Origin of the sequence: Rhodococcus sp. NPDC057529, assembly GCF_042802055.1 — a bacterium.
Classification (GTDB): domain Bacteria; phylum Actinomycetota; class Actinomycetes; order Mycobacteriales; family Mycobacteriaceae; genus Rhodococcus_F.
Genome location: NZ_JBHVEY010000004.1, coordinates 1 through 16,200, shown reverse-complemented (window position 1 = coordinate 16,200; position 16,200 = coordinate 1). Strand labels below are relative to the sequence as shown.

13 protein-coding genes, 2 pseudogenes and 1 riboswitch are annotated in these 16,200 nt (G+C 68.8%); of the genes and pseudogenes, 11 read left to right on the top strand and 4 right to left on the bottom strand.

The annotated features are described in order from the left end of the window. Window positions 1-54: 54 nt before the first annotated feature. Both ACFU5V_RS08660 and ACFU5V_RS08655 read right to left on the bottom strand, forming a co-directional pair. Complete coding sequence (locus tag ACFU5V_RS08660; protein ID WP_378698462.1) at window positions 55-1,350, bottom strand: LLM class flavin-dependent oxidoreductase; 1,296 nt, start codon at window positions 1,348-1,350, stop codon at window positions 55-57. A 1-nt stretch (window position 1,351) separates the two neighbouring features. Continuing rightward, entirely contained in the window at window positions 1,352-2,116 is a 765-nt protein-coding gene (locus ACFU5V_RS08655) for a 3-oxoacyl-ACP reductase (RefSeq protein ID WP_378433796.1), read from the bottom strand. Window positions 2,117-2,165: 49 nt separating this feature from the next. Beyond that, window positions 2,166-2,270, bottom strand: a riboswitch (TPP riboswitch). A gap of 73 nt (window positions 2,271-2,343) precedes the next feature. Between ACFU5V_RS08655 and ACFU5V_RS08650 the strand changes: the two are divergent. Together ACFU5V_RS08650 and ACFU5V_RS08645 are read left to right on the top strand one after the other, a co-directional pair. After that, window positions 2,344-2,790: pseudogene (locus ACFU5V_RS08650) on the top strand (MarR family winged helix-turn-helix transcriptional regulator); the annotation flags it as partial. Window positions 2,791-2,796: 6 nt separating this feature from the next. Continuing rightward, complete coding sequence (locus ACFU5V_RS08645; protein ID WP_378433794.1) at window positions 2,797-3,219, top strand: organic hydroperoxide resistance protein; 423 nt, start codon at window positions 2,797-2,799, stop codon at window positions 3,217-3,219. A gap of 21 nt (window positions 3,220-3,240) precedes the next feature. Here the strand turns inward: ACFU5V_RS08645 and ACFU5V_RS08640 are convergent, their stop codons facing one another. Then, complete coding sequence (locus ACFU5V_RS08640; protein WP_378433793.1) at window positions 3,241-4,119, bottom strand: oxidoreductase; 879 nt, start codon at window positions 4,117-4,119, stop codon at window positions 3,241-3,243. A 40-nt stretch (window positions 4,120-4,159) separates the two neighbouring features. Beyond that, window positions 4,160-6,247, bottom strand: a complete 2,088-nt coding sequence (locus tag ACFU5V_RS08635; protein ID WP_378699059.1) for a CocE/NonD family hydrolase — start codon at window positions 6,245-6,247, stop codon at window positions 4,160-4,162. A gap of 96 nt (window positions 6,248-6,343) precedes the next feature. On the opposite strand from ACFU5V_RS08635, the gene ACFU5V_RS08630 reads away from it, so the two are divergent. From ACFU5V_RS08630 to ACFU5V_RS08590, 9 genes and pseudogenes are all read left to right on the top strand, one after another. Further along, on the top strand, window positions 6,344-7,243 hold the full coding sequence (locus tag ACFU5V_RS08630) for a pseudouridine synthase (protein WP_378433792.1): 900 nt from the start codon (window positions 6,344-6,346) through the stop codon (window positions 7,241-7,243). Between the two features lie 45 nt (window positions 7,244-7,288). After that, window positions 7,289-8,824, top strand: a complete 1,536-nt coding sequence (locus ACFU5V_RS08625) for a CHAD domain-containing protein (protein WP_378698460.1) — start codon at window positions 7,289-7,291, stop codon at window positions 8,822-8,824. Window positions 8,825-8,870: 46 nt separating this feature from the next. After that, window positions 8,871-9,755, top strand: a complete 885-nt coding sequence (locus tag ACFU5V_RS08620) for a universal stress protein (protein WP_378433790.1) — start codon at window positions 8,871-8,873, stop codon at window positions 9,753-9,755. Window positions 9,756-9,819: 64 nt separating this feature from the next. Then, window positions 9,820-10,602, top strand: a complete 783-nt coding sequence (locus tag ACFU5V_RS08615) for an SDR family NAD(P)-dependent oxidoreductase (RefSeq protein WP_378698458.1) — start codon at window positions 9,820-9,822, stop codon at window positions 10,600-10,602. A 26-nt stretch (window positions 10,603-10,628) separates the two neighbouring features. Then, on the top strand, window positions 10,629-11,687 hold the full coding sequence (locus ACFU5V_RS08610) for a YbhN family protein (protein WP_378698456.1): 1,059 nt from the start codon (window positions 10,629-10,631) through the stop codon (window positions 11,685-11,687). Between the two features lie 63 nt (window positions 11,688-11,750). Further along, complete coding sequence (locus ACFU5V_RS08605) at window positions 11,751-12,575, top strand: SDR family NAD(P)-dependent oxidoreductase (RefSeq protein ID WP_378698454.1); 825 nt, start codon at window positions 11,751-11,753, stop codon at window positions 12,573-12,575. 117 nt (window positions 12,576-12,692) lie between these two features. Beyond that, a complete protein-coding gene (locus ACFU5V_RS08600; RefSeq protein ID WP_378698452.1) occupies window positions 12,693-13,910 on the top strand; it encodes an ABC transporter substrate-binding protein in 1,218 nt (405 codons plus the stop codon). Between the two features lie 22 nt (window positions 13,911-13,932). After that, on the top strand, window positions 13,933-14,790 hold the full coding sequence (locus tag ACFU5V_RS08595; protein WP_378698450.1) for a branched-chain amino acid ABC transporter permease: 858 nt from the start codon (window positions 13,933-13,935) through the stop codon (window positions 14,788-14,790). A gap of 3 nt (window positions 14,791-14,793) precedes the next feature. After that, window positions 14,794-16,200, top strand: a pseudogene (locus tag ACFU5V_RS08590) (ATP-binding cassette domain-containing protein); the annotation flags it as partial.

Here is a 16,200-nt window from a genome sequence, read left to right as displayed (position 1 = left end):
CGCTCACAGTCACTGTTGCGTACTTAGAGAAGGTTGTGTTCTTTGTGGTGGCAACTACCGGCGACCCCGGAGATGGTCGCGCAGGGTCGCTGTCTCATACTCCGCGCGGAACAGCCCGCGCTTCTGCAGGACGGGAACGACCTCGTCGACGAAGTCGGTGAGCCCGTGCGGGTAGAGCGGCGGCATCAGGTTGAAGCCGTCGGCGCCGCCGCCGCGGAACCACACCTCGATCTCGTCGGCGATCGACTCCGGGGTGCCGATCATGGTGCAGTGCCCGCCGCCGGCCGCCAGCGTGCCCAGCAGCGACCGCACGGTCGGACGGTCCTTCTCGATGATCCGCAGGATCGTGTCGTACCGGCCCTGCGGCCCGGTGAACTCCGACAGCGGCGGCAGCGCGGGAACGGGTGCGTCCAGTTCCCATGTGCTGCAGTCCTGCTGGACGAACATCGACAATTGCGCCAGCGACTGTTCGACGGGCAGGAGCGCGTCGAGTTCCGCCTTCTTCCGGCGCGCCTCCTCGGTGGTCGAACCCACGTAGGTGACGAGACCGGGCATCACGGTCACCGCGTCGGCGTCGCGACCCGCGGCGCGGATGCGCCGCTTCACGTCGCCGTAGTAACTCTGCGCGGCCGCGAGGTCGTAGGCGACGGCGTAGATGCCCTCGGCGCACCGGGCGGCCAGGTCGCGGCCCTGGTCGGACGCGCCCGCCTGGAACAGCACGGGGCGCCCCTGCGGCGAGTGCGGCACGGTCAGCGGGCCGGCGACGAGGAAATGCTTTCCCCGATGCCCGATCGGTGTCACCTTGGCCGGATCCGCGAAGATGCCCTCCCGGTCGAGGACGAGCGCGTCGGGCTCCCACGAATCCCACAGCGCCAGTGCCACGTCGACGAATTCCGCGGCCCGCGAGTAGCGGTCGTCGTGCGGCGGCATCTCCTCGAGACCGTGATTGCGGGCCTCGGCGTCGAACATCGACGTCACCACGTTCCAGCCGGCGCGGCCGCCGCTGATGTGGTCGAGCGACGCCAGCATCCGCGCGGCGTGGAACGGGGTGTAGAAGGTGGTCGACACGGTCGTCACGAGCCCGACCCGCTCGGTTGCCCGTGCCATCGCGGACAGCGCGGTGAGCGGTTCGAGGAACCACATGCCCCCGGACGCGGGGTCGCGCACCGAATGCCCGTCGGCGAAGAACACCGCGTCGAGGCAACCCCGCTCCGCGGTCTGCGCCAGTTCCTCGTAGTAGGCGATGTCGCTGAGCCGCTCCACCTGCGAGGCGGGGTGCCGCCACGCGGCGCCGTGGTGCCCGCAGCCGAAGAGGAAGGCGTTGAAGTGCAGTTGCCTCGTGTCGGTCATGTCAGTCCTTGACCAGTCCGCCGTCGACGACGAGGTTCTGGCCGGTCACCGACCGCGACCACGGGGACGCGAAGAACAGGACCGCGTCGGCGAACTCGTCCGGGGTGGTGACCCGCTGCAGCGGAGTGCTCGCCGCGATGAGGTCGAACACCTCGTCGGGGGTGGCGGCACTCGCGTCGGTGGTGCGCAGCAGCCCGCCCGAGACCATGTTGACGGTGATGCCGTCGGGCCCGAGGTCGGCGGCGAGGGTGCGCGTCAGCGACAGCGCGGCGGCCTTGGCGGCGGTGTAGTCGTGGTACGGGACGACGGGATTCTGGAACAGGTTGGTTCCGATGTTCACGATGCGGCCGAACCCGAGCGAGCGCATGCCCGGCAGCGCGGCCTGCGTGGTGTTCAGGGTCGCCTGCACGCTGCCGCGCAACTGCGAGTCGAAGGCCTCCCACGTGATGACGTCCGCCTTGGCGCGTGCGTCGCCGTTGAAGGAGAAGTCGGCGAGGGCGTTGTTGATCACGGTGGTCACCGGCGATCCGAAGTGCTCTTCCGCGGCGGCGAACAGTGCCGCCACCTGCGCGGCATCGGTGACGTCGGCCCCGAGTGCGACCGCGCGGTCCGCACCGAGGGATGCCGCGAGTTCCTCCGCCGCTTCCCGGCTGTTGCGGTAGTTCACGACCACCCGCGCGTGCTGCGCCGCGAACGAGCGCACGATGGCGGAACCGAGGCCCCGGCCACCGCCGGTCACCAGGACGATCTGCTTGTCGAGCTGCATTGCTGTCACCTTCCGATCGGTCGGCGACGAGACATCGGATGAGCGCATACGGCCGTCTCCGCGACATCCCTTCGCCGGCATTACCCAGTTCAGGTTCGACGGGTGTCTTCTCAGCCGCCTGGATCCTCGCCAGGCAGCACCCCGTGTCACTGGCCAATAGTGTAAGGCCAATCTCCTCGATGACCTTTTTGGTTGTGCACAACCTAGTTGTGTGCAACCATTCAGGGGTGACCGACAACCTCGCCCTCGACCGCCAGGTGTGCTTCGCGCTGTACTCGGCCTCCCGGGCCATGACGGCGCGATACCGGTCGATGCTCGACGCGCTGGGCGTGACCTACCCGCAGTACCTCGTGCTGCTCGTGCTCTGGGAACAGGACGGCCGCGGGGTGCGTGAGATCTGCGACGCCCTCGATCTCGACACCGGCACCCTGTCGCCACTGCTCAAGCGGCTCGACGCGCTGGGGCTCGTCGAACGCAGGCGTTCGTCGGCCGACGAACGCCGGGTCGGGATCCACCTCACCGAGAAGGGCGCGAGCCTCCGCGCCGCCGCGGAGGGCATCCCCACCGCACTCGCCCGCTCGACGGGCATGGGCGTCGACGAACTCGTCGCCCTGCGCGACACCCTGTCGCGCCTCACCGAATCGCTCCACAGTTTCGCAACCCCTACAGGAGAAGTAACCATGAAGATCGTCTACACCGCCGAAGCCCTCGCAACCGGGGAAGGCCGCAACGGCCACGCTCGCACGTCCGACGGCCGGCTCGACCTGAACCTCGCCATCCCCACCGAGATGGGCGGATCCGGCGACGGCACCAACCCCGAGCAGCTGTTCGCCGCCGGATACGCGGCCTGCTTCCACTCCGCACTCCAGCTGGTCGGCCGTCAGGCCGGGGCGAACATCGCGGACTCGGCCGTCGGCGCCCGCGTCGGGATCGGCTCCACGGACGGCGGCGGATTCGGCCTCGCCGTGACGCTCGAGGTGTCGCTCCCCCACCTGCCGCGCGCAGAGGCGCTCGAACTGACGGAGAAGGCGCATCAGGTGTGCCCCTACTCCAACGCCACCCGCGGCAACATCGACGTCACCCTCGAGGTCACCGAAGACTGAGCATCCTGCGCGGGCGTCGGGTCACCCGAACTTGTACTCGACGCCCGTCAGGTCCTCCGACAGCGACCACAGCGCCTTCGCGGTCTGCTCGTCCCGCGACTTCTTGTTGGAGCCCACCACCTTCGGGTGGCCCCGCTGCTCGAACAGGCCGTCCGGCCCGATGTAACTTCCGCCGATCACGCCGGGGGCGGTGGCGGCGAACAACATCGGCAGCGCCCCCATCTCCGCGGACTGCGCGAAGATCCGGTTGCCGACGGCCATCAGCTTGTCCTGCACCGACTCGGTGTGCGCCTGCAGATTGGTCGACGCGTAGCCGGGGTGCGCGGCCACCGCTGTCACCGGAGACCCGGCCGCGGCGAGCCTGCGCTGCAATTCGTACGTGAACAGCAGATTCGCGAGCTTCGACTGGCCGTAGGCGCTCCAGCGGTTGTACTTGCGGTGTTCCCAGTTGAGATCGTCGAGATGAATCGTTCCCGCCTGATGTGCCGCACTCGACATCGTGGCGACCCGATCGGTGATCTTGCCGAGCAGCAGTCCGGTCAACGCGAAGTGTCCGAGATGATTTGTGCCGATCTGCATTTCGAATCCATCGGCGGTCTTGCGCTGCGGAACCGCCATCACCCCGGCGTTGTTCACGAGCACGTCGACGGAATCGACACCGGCGGCAAACTCGCGCACCGATGCGAGGTCGGACAGGTCGAGACGTCGCACCTCGGCGTTGTCGCCGATCGACCGCGCGACCACCTCCCCCTTGTGGGTGTTGCGGCAGGCCAGCACGACGTGGGCTCCCGCCTTGCCCAGGGCCCGCGCGGCCACCTCCCCCAGACCGCTGTTGGCGCCCGTGACGACGAACGTACGGCCGCTCTGATCGACGATGTCCGAAGCTGTCCACTTGGTCATGCCGTCAACCCTACGGATCCCGGGACGCGGCGTGAACCCGTCACCACGCCCGCGCCCCGACCAGCGGCAGGTTGAGGAAACTCGGCCGGTCCGGCGACAATGCCACGTGCTGCGGCTTCAGCTGACTGTCCGCCAGAATCGGTCCGAGCGGCAGATACCGGGGAACGCTGCCCGCGTACACGTCGACGCGCAACCGGTGCCCCGGCGCGAGGACCGCGTCGGTGGGCACGAAGTTGATGTCGACCGGCGTCACTTCACCCGGAACCAGCGGCTGACGCGCGGCCACCGTCAGAGAGTGGTGCGGTTCGGTGTAGTCGCCGTTCGCCGACCTGGTGCTCTTCGAATCGTCCACCGCCCGCATCGAGGCGGTGAGCGCACCGTTGGTGAGCGCGGTCGACGTGCCGTCCGGTGCGACGTCGTTCAGCGTCACCGCCCAGAATCCGTCCGGCGCATCGAGCACGGTTTCGAGATGCAGATTGACCGGACCCGACAGTTCCGTCGGCTGTGTGACGGGGGCACTGGTGAACGTCAGGCCCTCGGCCTCGTTGAAGCGGGAGTCCTTGCTGCACACCGATCCGAAGACGACGGCCGCGCCGGCGGTGCCCTGCGTTCCGTCGCGGGAGCAGAGCCCGCGGAGTCCGGGTGCGACGGTGAGCCTCGCCGTGTCGCCGGGTGTCGCCGGCACCAGGCTGCCGTCGTGGGCGGCGTGCCCGGCGGTGCCGCTGGGGGCACCCGACAGGTACATCCGCTGGTAGTCGACACCGGCCCGCGGGAACCGGTCGGTGGTGGTCCAGCCGTTGCCCTGCTGATACAGCGTGACCGGGCCGTACTCGTCGATGCCGTTGTCGATGCCCTTCAGCCACCTGTCGAACCACGCGCGTTCGAGGACGTCGAGTCTCGGCGGCGCACCCGGCTCGCCGAAGCCGCCCCCGAACGAGACGTGGTAGGCGTCGCTCATGATCAGCTGCTTCTCGCCGGCGGGCAGCGGAATGTCGTTGTAGACCCGCGGTTCGCTGTTCGCGAAGATGTCGTGCCAGGCGCCGTAGAGCATGGTCGGCACGTCGATGTTCCCCGCCTGCGCCTTCCGCTCCTCGTAGAACTGGCCGTCCTGCGCCACCCGCAGCGTCCCGGCGTCGAGATCGCCGATCTGCGACGCGGTCATCGCCTGGATCAGTGCGGGGAACAGCGTCAGCGGATCGCGCAACCGGTCCTGCAGCCACCGTTCGTCGAAGTTCCCCTGCGCGAGCGCCTGGACGTCGGGAACGAACTTGAGACCGTTGACGAGTGACAGCCACAGCGGCATGAATCCCACACCGAGGCCACCGCCCGTCCCGACGATGTCGCGGAGCAGATCGTTGCCCGGTTCGGTGGGGAAGATCGCCTTCAACGCCGGTGGCCGATGCCCCGCGGCCTGCAGCGAGTTGATTCCCGAATACGACACCCCCGCCATCCCGACCGTGCCGTCGGACCACCCCTGCCTGCTCATCCAGTCGATGATCTCGACGGAGTCCTGCTGCTCGAGCGGACCGAGCGCCTGCCATTCGCCCTGGGAGAAGCCGGTGCCGCGCGCATCGACCACCACCTGGGTGTATCCGTTCCGGACGAGGTCGCGGTTGACGCCGAAGACGCGCATCCCACCGCCGGTGAGCACCTTCGACAACTCGCCGACGCCGTCGAACGGCGTTCCCGCGAGATCGAAGGAGTTCACGATGTCGACGACCGTGCTGTCGAGCCCGGGCACCGTGAGCACGGAATCGACGACGTTGCCGACCAGCTTCGTGTACGGGGTGACATTGAGGATCGACGGCATCTTCGCGTCGATCGGCTTGCCGGAGGCGTCCGCGGGGCGATAGACGTTGGCCTTCAGCACCGTTCCGTCACTCATGGTGATGGGAACGTCCCAGTCGATCGCGATCACCGGGTACTCGGGAGGCGCGTCGACCGCGGCATTCCACGCGGCGGCCGCCGCTCCCCCCGTCGGATCCGCCGACGCCGTCACCGCCGGAACGACAGCGAGACCCATCGCCACCGCAAGAGCAACTGCCACCGCACCCGGACGAAACGCCCATCGACGCACGATCACCACGACCCCCGTGAAAATCCTCCGATGACGCGCCTCAGCGACCATCAGGGTGGCCCGCGTCACAAACTTACCGGATAGTAACCATGAGTCCCCCTGCGGTCAACGACGGGTTTTCGCAGCCACTCGACTACCGTGACGAACGTGCCCGACGCCCCGCTTCCCGTCCGCGACGGCCTCAACCCGACGCGGCTGAGGATGCCGGACACCGGCGCGTGGCCCACCGTGCTCGAATACCTCGTCGCACGTTTTCCGCACGACGAGACCCGCCTGCGCGAGAAGGTCGACACGGCCGAAGTCGTCGACGAGCGCGGGCGGCCGATCACCGAGTCCACGCCGTTCGCACCCCGCCGATTCGTGTTCCTGTACCGGGATCCGCCGGTCGAGAAGCGGGTGCCGTTCGAGATCGAGATCCTCCACCGCGACGACAATCTCCTCGTCGTGGACAAACCCCACTTCCTGGCCAGCACCCCGCGCGGCGCGTACATCGCCGAATCGGCGCTGGTCCGGTTGCGCCGAGACCTCGACCTCCCGGAACTGACACCCGCGCACCGGCTCGACCGGTTGACCGCCGGGGTGCTCATCTTCACGGTGCGGCGCGAGGTCCGGCGCGACTACCAGTCCCTGTTCGATCAGCGCCGGGTGACCAAGGAGTACGAGGCCGTCGCCCGCTATGACCCCGATCTCGCCCTGCCCGCCACGGTCCGCAGTCGAATCGTCAAGGAACGCGGGGTCCTGAAGGCGTACGAGGCGGACGGTCCCGCCAACAGCGAGAGCCGGATCGAGCTCCTCGAGGTCCACGGCGACGCGGCCCGGTACCGGCTGCTGCCGCACACCGGCAAGACGCACCAGTTGCGGGTACACATGAGTTCGCTCGGCATCCCGATCCACGGCGACAACTTCTATCCCGATTTCTACGACGTTGCCGCCGACGATTATTCGACGCCGCTGCGGCTGCTGGCCCGCTCCGTCGAGTTCGCCGACCCCTGCTCCGGCGTCACGCGACGCTTCACGAGCGTCCGGAGCCTCGACTGGCCGCTGTGACCTCGGCTTCTTTCGCCCGGCGCACTCAGCCGGAAGGATGGGGACATGAGTACCGCGACGTCCGTGTCCGAAGTGGAACGCAAGTACGAAGCGACATCCGAGCAGCAACTCCCTGCGCTGTCGGGGCTTCCGGGCGTCGACGGTGAGCCCCGGCGCGATACCGTCCAGCTGTCCGCCCTGTACTACGACACGGGTGAACTGCTGTTGCTGCGCGCCGGAATCACGCTCCGCCGCCGGGAAGGCGGCGACGACGCCGGCTGGCATCTGAAGCTCCCGGCAGGTGCGGACGAACGGACCGAGCTGCAACTGGCACCCGACCCCGAGCACGCAGAGACGGAGGTGCCCCGCGAGTTCGCGGAACTGCTCACGGCCTTCACCCGCGGCGCCGCCCTGAACCCGGTCGCGCTCATCAGCACCGACCGCGAGCGCCAACGGCTCGTGGACGCGGCGGGCACGACGCTCGCCGAGGTCGTCTCGGATGTCGTGATCGCCGCCGTCCCCGAGACGGGCACCGGAACCGACGAGCGGGTGTGGCGGGAGATCGAAGTCGAACTCGCGGCCGGTGACCGAAAACTGTTCGACGCCATAGACTCCCGCCTGATCGACGCCGGAATCACCCGCTCGGACGCGCCGTCGAAGTTGCGGCGGGCACTCGGCGACGCGGTGGGCGGCACCCCGCCCCCCGCGCGCGGGAAGAAGAAGTCCGCGCCGCGGACGCTGCTGCTGGAGTATCTGGCCGAGCAGAAGGATTCTCTCGTCACGGCCGACCTCGGCGTGCGGCGCGACCCCGAGGAGTCCGTCCACGACCTCCGGGTCGCGGCCCGGCGGATCCGGAGTGTCCTCCAGGTGTACGGATCCAGCCTGCGCGATCAGGAAACGGTCGACGAGTTGATCGCCGAACTCCGCTGGGTCGGTCAGGCCCTCGGCCCGGCGCGGGACACCGAGGTGCAGTGGAGCCGGCTCGTGGATCGGCTGGGTGAGGCCGAGGAGATACCCGACCGGGAGGTCGTGCGGGCGCGCCTCGACGAATACTTCTCGGGACTCGCCGCGGCAGCCCGGCCCGGGGCCCTGGCCGCTCTGAACTCCCGGCGCTACCTCGACCTGCTCGCCGGACTCGACACGTTCCTCGCCGCCGTCGAGGCGTCCGGGGGCTCGGGCCCGTCGAAGAAGACCGTCGCGAAAACCCTGCGCACGTTGTCGAAGTCCGTTCACCGGCGCGTGCGGAAGGCGGCGGCCGCGACCACCCGGGCCGAGCGGGACGAACTGACGCACCGAGCGCGCAAGCGCGCCAAACGATTGCGCTACGCGATCGAGTCCACGCGCTCACTGGCACCGAAGGCGTCCGCCCGCGCACAGAAGAAGTTCAAGGGCTTTCAGGACGTGCTCGGCGACTACCAGGACGCCGTCGTCGCACGGGAGCACATCCTCGCGGCCGTCGCGGAGGATCAGCATTCCGCCGAATCGAGCCTGGGCCTCGGAATGCTGCTGCAGTGCGAACTCGATCGCGGCGACGCACTGGCAGCCGATCTGAAACCGGAGTGGAAGAGCGCGAAGAAGGTGGCCCGAAAAGTCTGGAAGTAGGGCACAGTCGGGGAGTACCCACCAGCGTGAGCGAAGGGAACCGGACGTGAGCACACCCGCCAGTCATTCCGTCGTCGTCGGCCTGGACGGATCCGACGCCTCCACCGCCGCCGCCCTGTGGGGCGCCTCCGTCGCGTCGAAGTGGGGTGCCACGCTGTCACTGGTGCACGCGCTGCCGCAGGACGGTCCGCTGTACAGCCCGGCGGCGGTCATGCTCGAATCGCAGTTCCTCAGTCAGTTGCGCGAGGACGGCGAGGCCATCATCGGGACGGCGAAGAGGCTGCTGGGGCCGAAGTTTCCCGGTCTCGAGATCGAGACGACCATCAGTCCCGGTCCGGCAGGCACCGCGCTGCTCGAGGCCGCCGACTGGGCGCGGCTGATCGTGCTCGGGTCCACGGGAGCCGGCGCGTTCCGTTCGGTGCTGGTCGGTTCGACGGCGCTGCACGTGGCCAACCGCGCACCCTGCCCGGTGACCGTCCTCCGGGGCGACGTCACCACGCCGGACCAGCGTCCGGTGGTGGTGGGGGTCGACGGCAGCGACCTCAGCAGCGAAGCGGTGGGTCACGCATTCGAGTTCGCGTCGTTCTTCGAGGCGCCGTTGAGCGCCGTCCACACCTGGCAGGGCTCCCCCACGCTCGGCGCCGGCGGCACCGGCATGCTCGTCGACTGGGACGCCGTCAAGCAGGAAGAGGAGGCGCTGCTCTCCGAAGGCCTCGCGGGTGAGGCGGAACGATACCCGGACGTGTCCGTCACCCGGGTGGCCGAGCAGGGCGCCGCCGCGGACGTCATCCTGCGTCACTCCGCAGGCGCGCAGTTGATCGTCGTCGGCAGCCACGGCCGGGGACCGCTGCTCGGCGCGCTGATGGGTTCGACGAGTCAGAATCTGCTCCATCACGCCACCTGCCCGGTCATGATCTGCCGGAGCGAGTGACGGCGCCGGAACCAAGCAGTTGCTAGGTTAGGGGCGCGATTCCCCCACACGCTTGGAGTTCCCCATGGCGACACCCGCCACCAGCACCCCCCGACGTCCCTGCGCCGCTCTGGTCACCGGCGGCACCGGCGGCATCGGCTCCGCCATCGCACGGCAACTCGCGACCCTCGGCCACGACGTGGCCATCACCTACCGATCCAACGCGGACGTCGCCGCGGACCTCGTCGGCGAACTGGAAGGCAGCGGCGTCGCCGCGCAGGCGTTCTCCGCCGACCTCACCGACCAGCCCCGGGTCGCGAGCGTCGTGAAGCAGACCGTCGAACACTTCGGCGGCCTCGGCATCCTGGTCCATGCCGCCGGACCACACGTCCCGATGATCCACCTGTCCGAGGTCGCGCCCCGCGACTACGCCGAGCATCTCGAGCAGGAGGCGGTCGCGTTCTTCACCGTCGTCAAGGCCGCCCTGCCGGCGCTGCGGGACGCGTCCGGTTCCGTCGTCGCCGTCACGACCGCGGCCACCAGCCGCTTCCCGGTGCGCGACGGCCTCTCCCCCGGAACCAAGGGCGCGATCGAACAACTGGTCAAGGGGTTCGCCGCCGAGGAGGGCCGCTACGGCGTCCGCTTCAACTCGGTGGGCCCGGGAATGCTCACCGACGGCATGGCCGAGCGGCTGATCACGTCCGAAGAACTCGATCAGCGCGCACTCGACGCCGCGATGAGCCGGATACCGTTGCGCCGGTTCGGCACCGCCGCCGACGTCGCCGAGGCCGTCTGCTTCCTCGCCGGCGACCGCGCCGGATTCGTCACCGGGCAGAAGCTCGACGTCGACGGCGGATACACGGTCTGATCACCCGCCATGTGTAATGGACGCGTATGACTGACGCCGACGACACCCGCCCGACGCCCCGCAGGCGCCGTGTCGAATGGGTGATCGGCGGGTTGCTCGTCGTGGTACTCGCGGTGGAGATCGTCCTGATCTGGCCGGACCTGTCGGAGAGCGTCCAGAACCTCGGCGACCTGCGATGGGGATGGGTGGCCGCCGCCGTCGTTGCGTCGCTGGCGTCGATGTCGAGCTTCGCCCGGGTGCAGCGCTGCCTGCTGGGCGTCGCGGGCGTGCGCATCAGGCAGCGGCAGTCGCTGGCGGTGACGTTCGCGTCCAACTCGATGAGCGTCACGCTGCCAGGCGGCCCGGTTCTCGCGACGACGTTCACGTACCGGCAGACCCGGCTCTGGGGTGCGTCACCGGTGATCGCGACGTGGCAACTGGTGATGGCCGGTGTCCTCCAGGCGATCGGCCTGGCGCTCGTCGGACTCGCGGGCGCACTGCTCGTCGGAGCCAAGACCAACCCGTTCTCGCTGATCTTCACGTTCGGCGGCCTGTGTGCCTTCCTCGTCGTGGCCCAGTACGCCGCGTCGCGGCCCGACGCGCTCGAGGGCGTGGGCATCACCGCGCTGCGCGGCGTCAACGCGCTGCGCAAGAAGCCTCCGCTGACCGGGGTTCGCCAGTGGAAGCACATCGTCGACCAGATGAGCGCCGTCCGGATGGATCGCCGCGACACGGCCCGCGCTTTCGGGTGGTCGCTGTTCAACTGGATCGCCGACGCCTCGTGCCTCGCGTTCGCGTGCTACGCGGTCGGCGCCCATCCCGGGTTCGCCGGCCTCGCTGTCGCGTACGCGGCGGGGAACGCCGCGGGTTCCGCCATCCCCCTCCTGCCCGCGGGGCTCGGTGTCATGGACGCCGTGCTCGTGCCCGCCCTGACCGCCAGCGGAATGGCCGGCTCCGAAGCGGTGTCCGCGATCGTCGTGTACCGGCTGGTCAGCTTCCTGCTGATGGCCGCCATCGGCTGGATCGTCTTCGCGGCACGCTTCCGGGGTGCGCAGCAGGGCGAGGAGGGCCCCGACCTCGAACCGCTGTGGGGTCGCGGCACGTGAATCCCTCCCGCTGAGCGAGAGGGCCGGACCGAGGGCGCCGGCGACGGTCCTACCGTTCGAGCGGTGATGGAACCGGAATCGGATGAGAAGCAGGTTGTCGTCGTCACCGGCGCGGCCTCGGGAATCGGGGCGGGGATCGCCCGGCATGCGCACGCCCGCGGTATGGCGGTGGTGCTCGCCGACATCGACGCGGCCGCGCTCGACCGCGCGGCCGCCGACCTGGGCGGCGCCCTGACCTGCGTCACCGACGTGTCCGACTCCCGATCCGTCCACGCCCTGGCCGAACTCGCGTTCGACTCGTTCGGCCGGGTGGACGTGCTCTTCAACAACGCCGGCATCATGCGGGCCGGATTCCTCTGGCAACTCGGCGAATCCGACTGGAATGCCGCACTCGGCGTCAACATCACGGGCGTCGTCAACGGGATCCGCGCGTTCGTTCCGCGGATGCTCGATCAGGGTGGCACCGGCCGCGTCGTCAACACGGCGTCGGTCGGCGGCTTCGCGCCCGGACCCATGATGTCGCCGTACAGCGCATCGAAATTCGCGGTCGTCGCGATCACCGAATGCCTGCAGATGGAGTTGAGCATGATCGACGCCCCGGTGTCCGCGAGCGTGCTCGCACCCGGGCCGGTCGTCACCTCCGTCTTCGACAACCCGTTCGGGGCCGTCTCCCATCCGGCCGTCGACCGGATGGTCACGCAGATGCGCGAACTGCTCGACACCGACGGACTCGACGCAGACACGTTCGCGGAGTTGGTCTTCGCGGGCATCGACCGCGGCGACTTCTGGCTCGCACCGCAGGGCGAGCATCTCGACGCCATGGTCCGGCAGCACACCGCCACCATCCTCGAACGGCGAGAACCGGTGATCCGGCAGTCGTTTCGCTGAAATCGGCACGTTCGGCGAGATCCTCCCGCCGAGTGAGACATTCCGCGGACATCGACCGTTAGTTCTGCTACCTTTTGCCGAACCAAGCACTTGCTTGCTTACGTCAAAGGGGCGCCCATGCGAATTCGATCCTCAGCTCTCACAGCGGCGCTCGCCGCGACCGCACTCGCGCTCACCGGGTGTTCCGGCGCGGGCGCAGACGACGCCGACGCCGCCGGCGGCCCCTACCGGGTGCTCGTGACCGGCGGAATCAGCGGGCAGGGTGCGCTCGCCGCCAACGCGCAGACGTCCGTGCTCGCAGCGAAAGCGAGCGCCGACGCCGTGAACAGGGCGGGCGGCGTCGGCGGACGCCAGGTGGAGATCACCGTGGTCGATGACGCCGGCGACGCCACCACGGCCGTGTCCACGCTGCGGGAGGCCATCGCGTCAGGGAAGAAGCCCGACCTCTTCCTCAACTCCGGCCCGTCGACCATCACCACCGCGACGCTGCCGATCCTCGCGCAGAACAAGATCCTCTCGTTCAACATCGGGCCCACCGAGGATTCGGCGAACTCGGAGAAGTACCCACTCAACTTCGACCTCGCCTCGGGACCGTCCGAGAACGCCGAGACCATCGCCCGATACGTCAAGGACAAGGGATACCAGTCCGTCGGCATCGTCCACGGGAGCAGCGCCTACGGCGAAGTGTTCGGGCAGGCGATGGAAGACGCGCTGGGCGGAGAAGGCGTGAGCAGCACCGGATCCCAGGAGTACGACACCGCGGCACTCGACATGACCGCACAACTGCAGTCGCTGAAGACCCGGGGCACGCAGGCGCTCGTCGTGGACGCCTACGGGGCACCACTCGGATACCTCCTCGCGAGCCTTCAGCGGCTCGACTGGAACATTCCGCTCGTCGGAAACACGTCGGTCGCGGGAACGTCACTGGTCTCGAAGGCTGCACCGGAAGGCGTGCTCGGCACTCCGGCCACGGCGAACCTGGTCATGCACGTACTGTCGAGCACGGTCTACGACGCGAACGACACCGCCGTCAACACCATGGTCGAGAACATGAAGGCGATGGGCGACATCCCGTCGACGCTGATCCTCGCCGACAACTACGACGCACTGCCGCTCGTCGTGGCCGCCGCGAACAAGGCCGGATCCTCGTCCGATCCCGAAGCCCTCGCCGAGGCGCTCGAGAACCAGGACGTGCTCGACAGCGCCGAGACCGCGTTCTCCCCGTCCTATCACTTCACGGCCGACTCGCACGCGTCGAAACCCGGCGACGAGGCGTACAAGTTCGTGCCGCCGAGCCCACTCCTGAACGGCCAGTACGGAAACCCGAGCGCATGACACCCGAGCACAGGAGAAACCGGTGACCATCGTCTGGTCGGGCCTCGCGCTGGGGGCGGTCTACACGCTCGTGGCGATCGGCTACAACATCGTCTTCATCTCGTCCCACACGTTCAACTTCGCTCAGGCCCAGCTGATGATGGTCGGCACCTTCGTCGCCTACACCGGCCTGGTCACCCTGAAATTGCCCATCCTCGTCGTCGCGGTAACGGCCACGGTCGCCGTGACGATCCTGGCCGGGATCGAGGAGATCGTCGCGGTCCGGCCGGTCCGAGATCACCAGAATCAGCTTGTCACCACGCTCGGCGCGGCGACCCTGATCAACGGTGCGACGCAGCTGATCTGGGGAAGCGAACCGCTCACCGTCCCGTTCTTCGGTTCGAACGACCCGATCACGGTCCTCGGCGGCCGCACGTATCCGGTCGAGATCGCGCTGCTGATTCTGGCGGTCGTGCTGGTGGTCGTCCTCGGCCGGGCCGGCACCCGGACCATGACCGGTCTCGCCCTCCTGGGCATCTCCGAGGACCGCGAAGCCGCCCTGTTGCGCGGTGTCAACGTCCGGGCGCTGGCCCTCGGCGCGTTCGCCTTCTCCGGCGCGCTCGCCGGATTCCTCGGGCTCTTCGTGGGTCCCAAGACATTCGCGGTGGCCACGCTGGGTTCGGCGCTGGCGATCAAGGGCTTCGTCGCACTGGCGATCGGCGGATTCGGCTCGCTCCCCGGCGCATTGGTCGGTGGCCTGACCGTCGGACTCGTCGAGTCGTTCGCCGCTCTCGAACTGGGCAGCCAGTACAGCAACATCGCGGTCTTCGTCGTCCTCATCGCGATCCTCATGGTGCGTCCGGCCGGACTGTTCGGCCGGACGCGAGAACGGGTGGTGTAACCAATGGCACTGTGGCGCCTGATTCGATCGGCTCCGGGCTGGCTCTTCCCGCTCGCCGTCGGCCTCCTCGTGCTGTTCCTGCCGGAATTCGGTCTGGGCTTCGCGCTGTCCCGCCAGGTGCAACTCGCCTGCATCCTCGCGCTGGTCGTCAGCGGCCTCAATCTCAGCCTCGGCTACGCGGGGGAACTCGCGCTCGGCCAGGCCGCGATGTACGCGGCCGGGGCGTACACCGCCGGGCTCATGTCCATCGCCGGATACACGGACATCGTGCTGCAATTGACCGCCTCCGGGCTGGTCGCGCTCGCGGTGGGCATCGTGACCGGAATCCCGGGATTGCGGCTCGGCAGTTGGTCATTGGCGATGACGTCGTTCTTCCTCGTCCTGCTCGTCCCGGACATCATCGCCGTCTTCGGGGACACCACCGGCGGCCGCAACGGACTCAGCGGGATCGAACCGGCCACCCTGTTCGGTGAAGTCGTGGATGCCGACCGGTTCTACATGGTGGTCGTCATCGTCGCGATCCTCTGGTTCGCGGTCCTGCGGAACCTGGTGGCCTCCCGGGCGCCCTGTTCGCGAACATCGACCTGTACGTCTCCCCCGAAGCGTTCGGATTCACCTTCGCGACAGCAGTTCTCGCGGCATGCATCCTCGGGGGCGCGACCAGCGTCTACGGTGCGGCGGTCGGGGCGGCGATCATGCAACTCGGCCCGAACCAGTCGTCCGAGTTCCAGCAGTACGCCCTCGTCTTCTACGGCGGATTCCTGATCCTCGGCGGCGTCCTCCTCAGTGGCGGCCTCGCGAAGGTCGCCACACAGGCGACGGCGCGGTTGGACCGCGCGGCGGGCCTGACCGGTCGTGGCACCCGCGCTCGCCCCGCAGGCACGGATCGACCGGCGATGGACCCGATGCCGGGGCAGGTGCTCGTCGTCGACGGCATCTCGAAGGCATTCGGCGGCAACCAGGCACTCGACGACGCGTCGCTGCGAGCGGAACCGGGCAGCATCACCGCGCTGATCGGACCGAACGGCTCGGGAAAGACCACGATGCTGAACATGATCTGCGGGTTCTACCGCCCCGACAGCGGTCGAATCCTGATCGGTGACACCGAGGTCCAGGGCAGGGCGCCGGAACGGGTCGCCGGATGCGGCGTGGCACGCACATTCCAGACACCCGACATCCCCGACGGCGTCACCGTCCTCGAGGCCGTGGCCTCCGGTCGGTACAGCACCGACCGGGTATCGATGTTCTCGACCGTGCTGCGGCTTCCCCGTCATCACAGGGTCCGCGCCGCCGACATCGCCGAGGCGGAACGCGCACTCGACGTCGTGGGACTGTCGCATCTGCGCGACGAGACCGCGACCGCACTCCCCCTGGGAATGCGGAGGCTGCTCGAGGTCGCCAGGTCGGTGG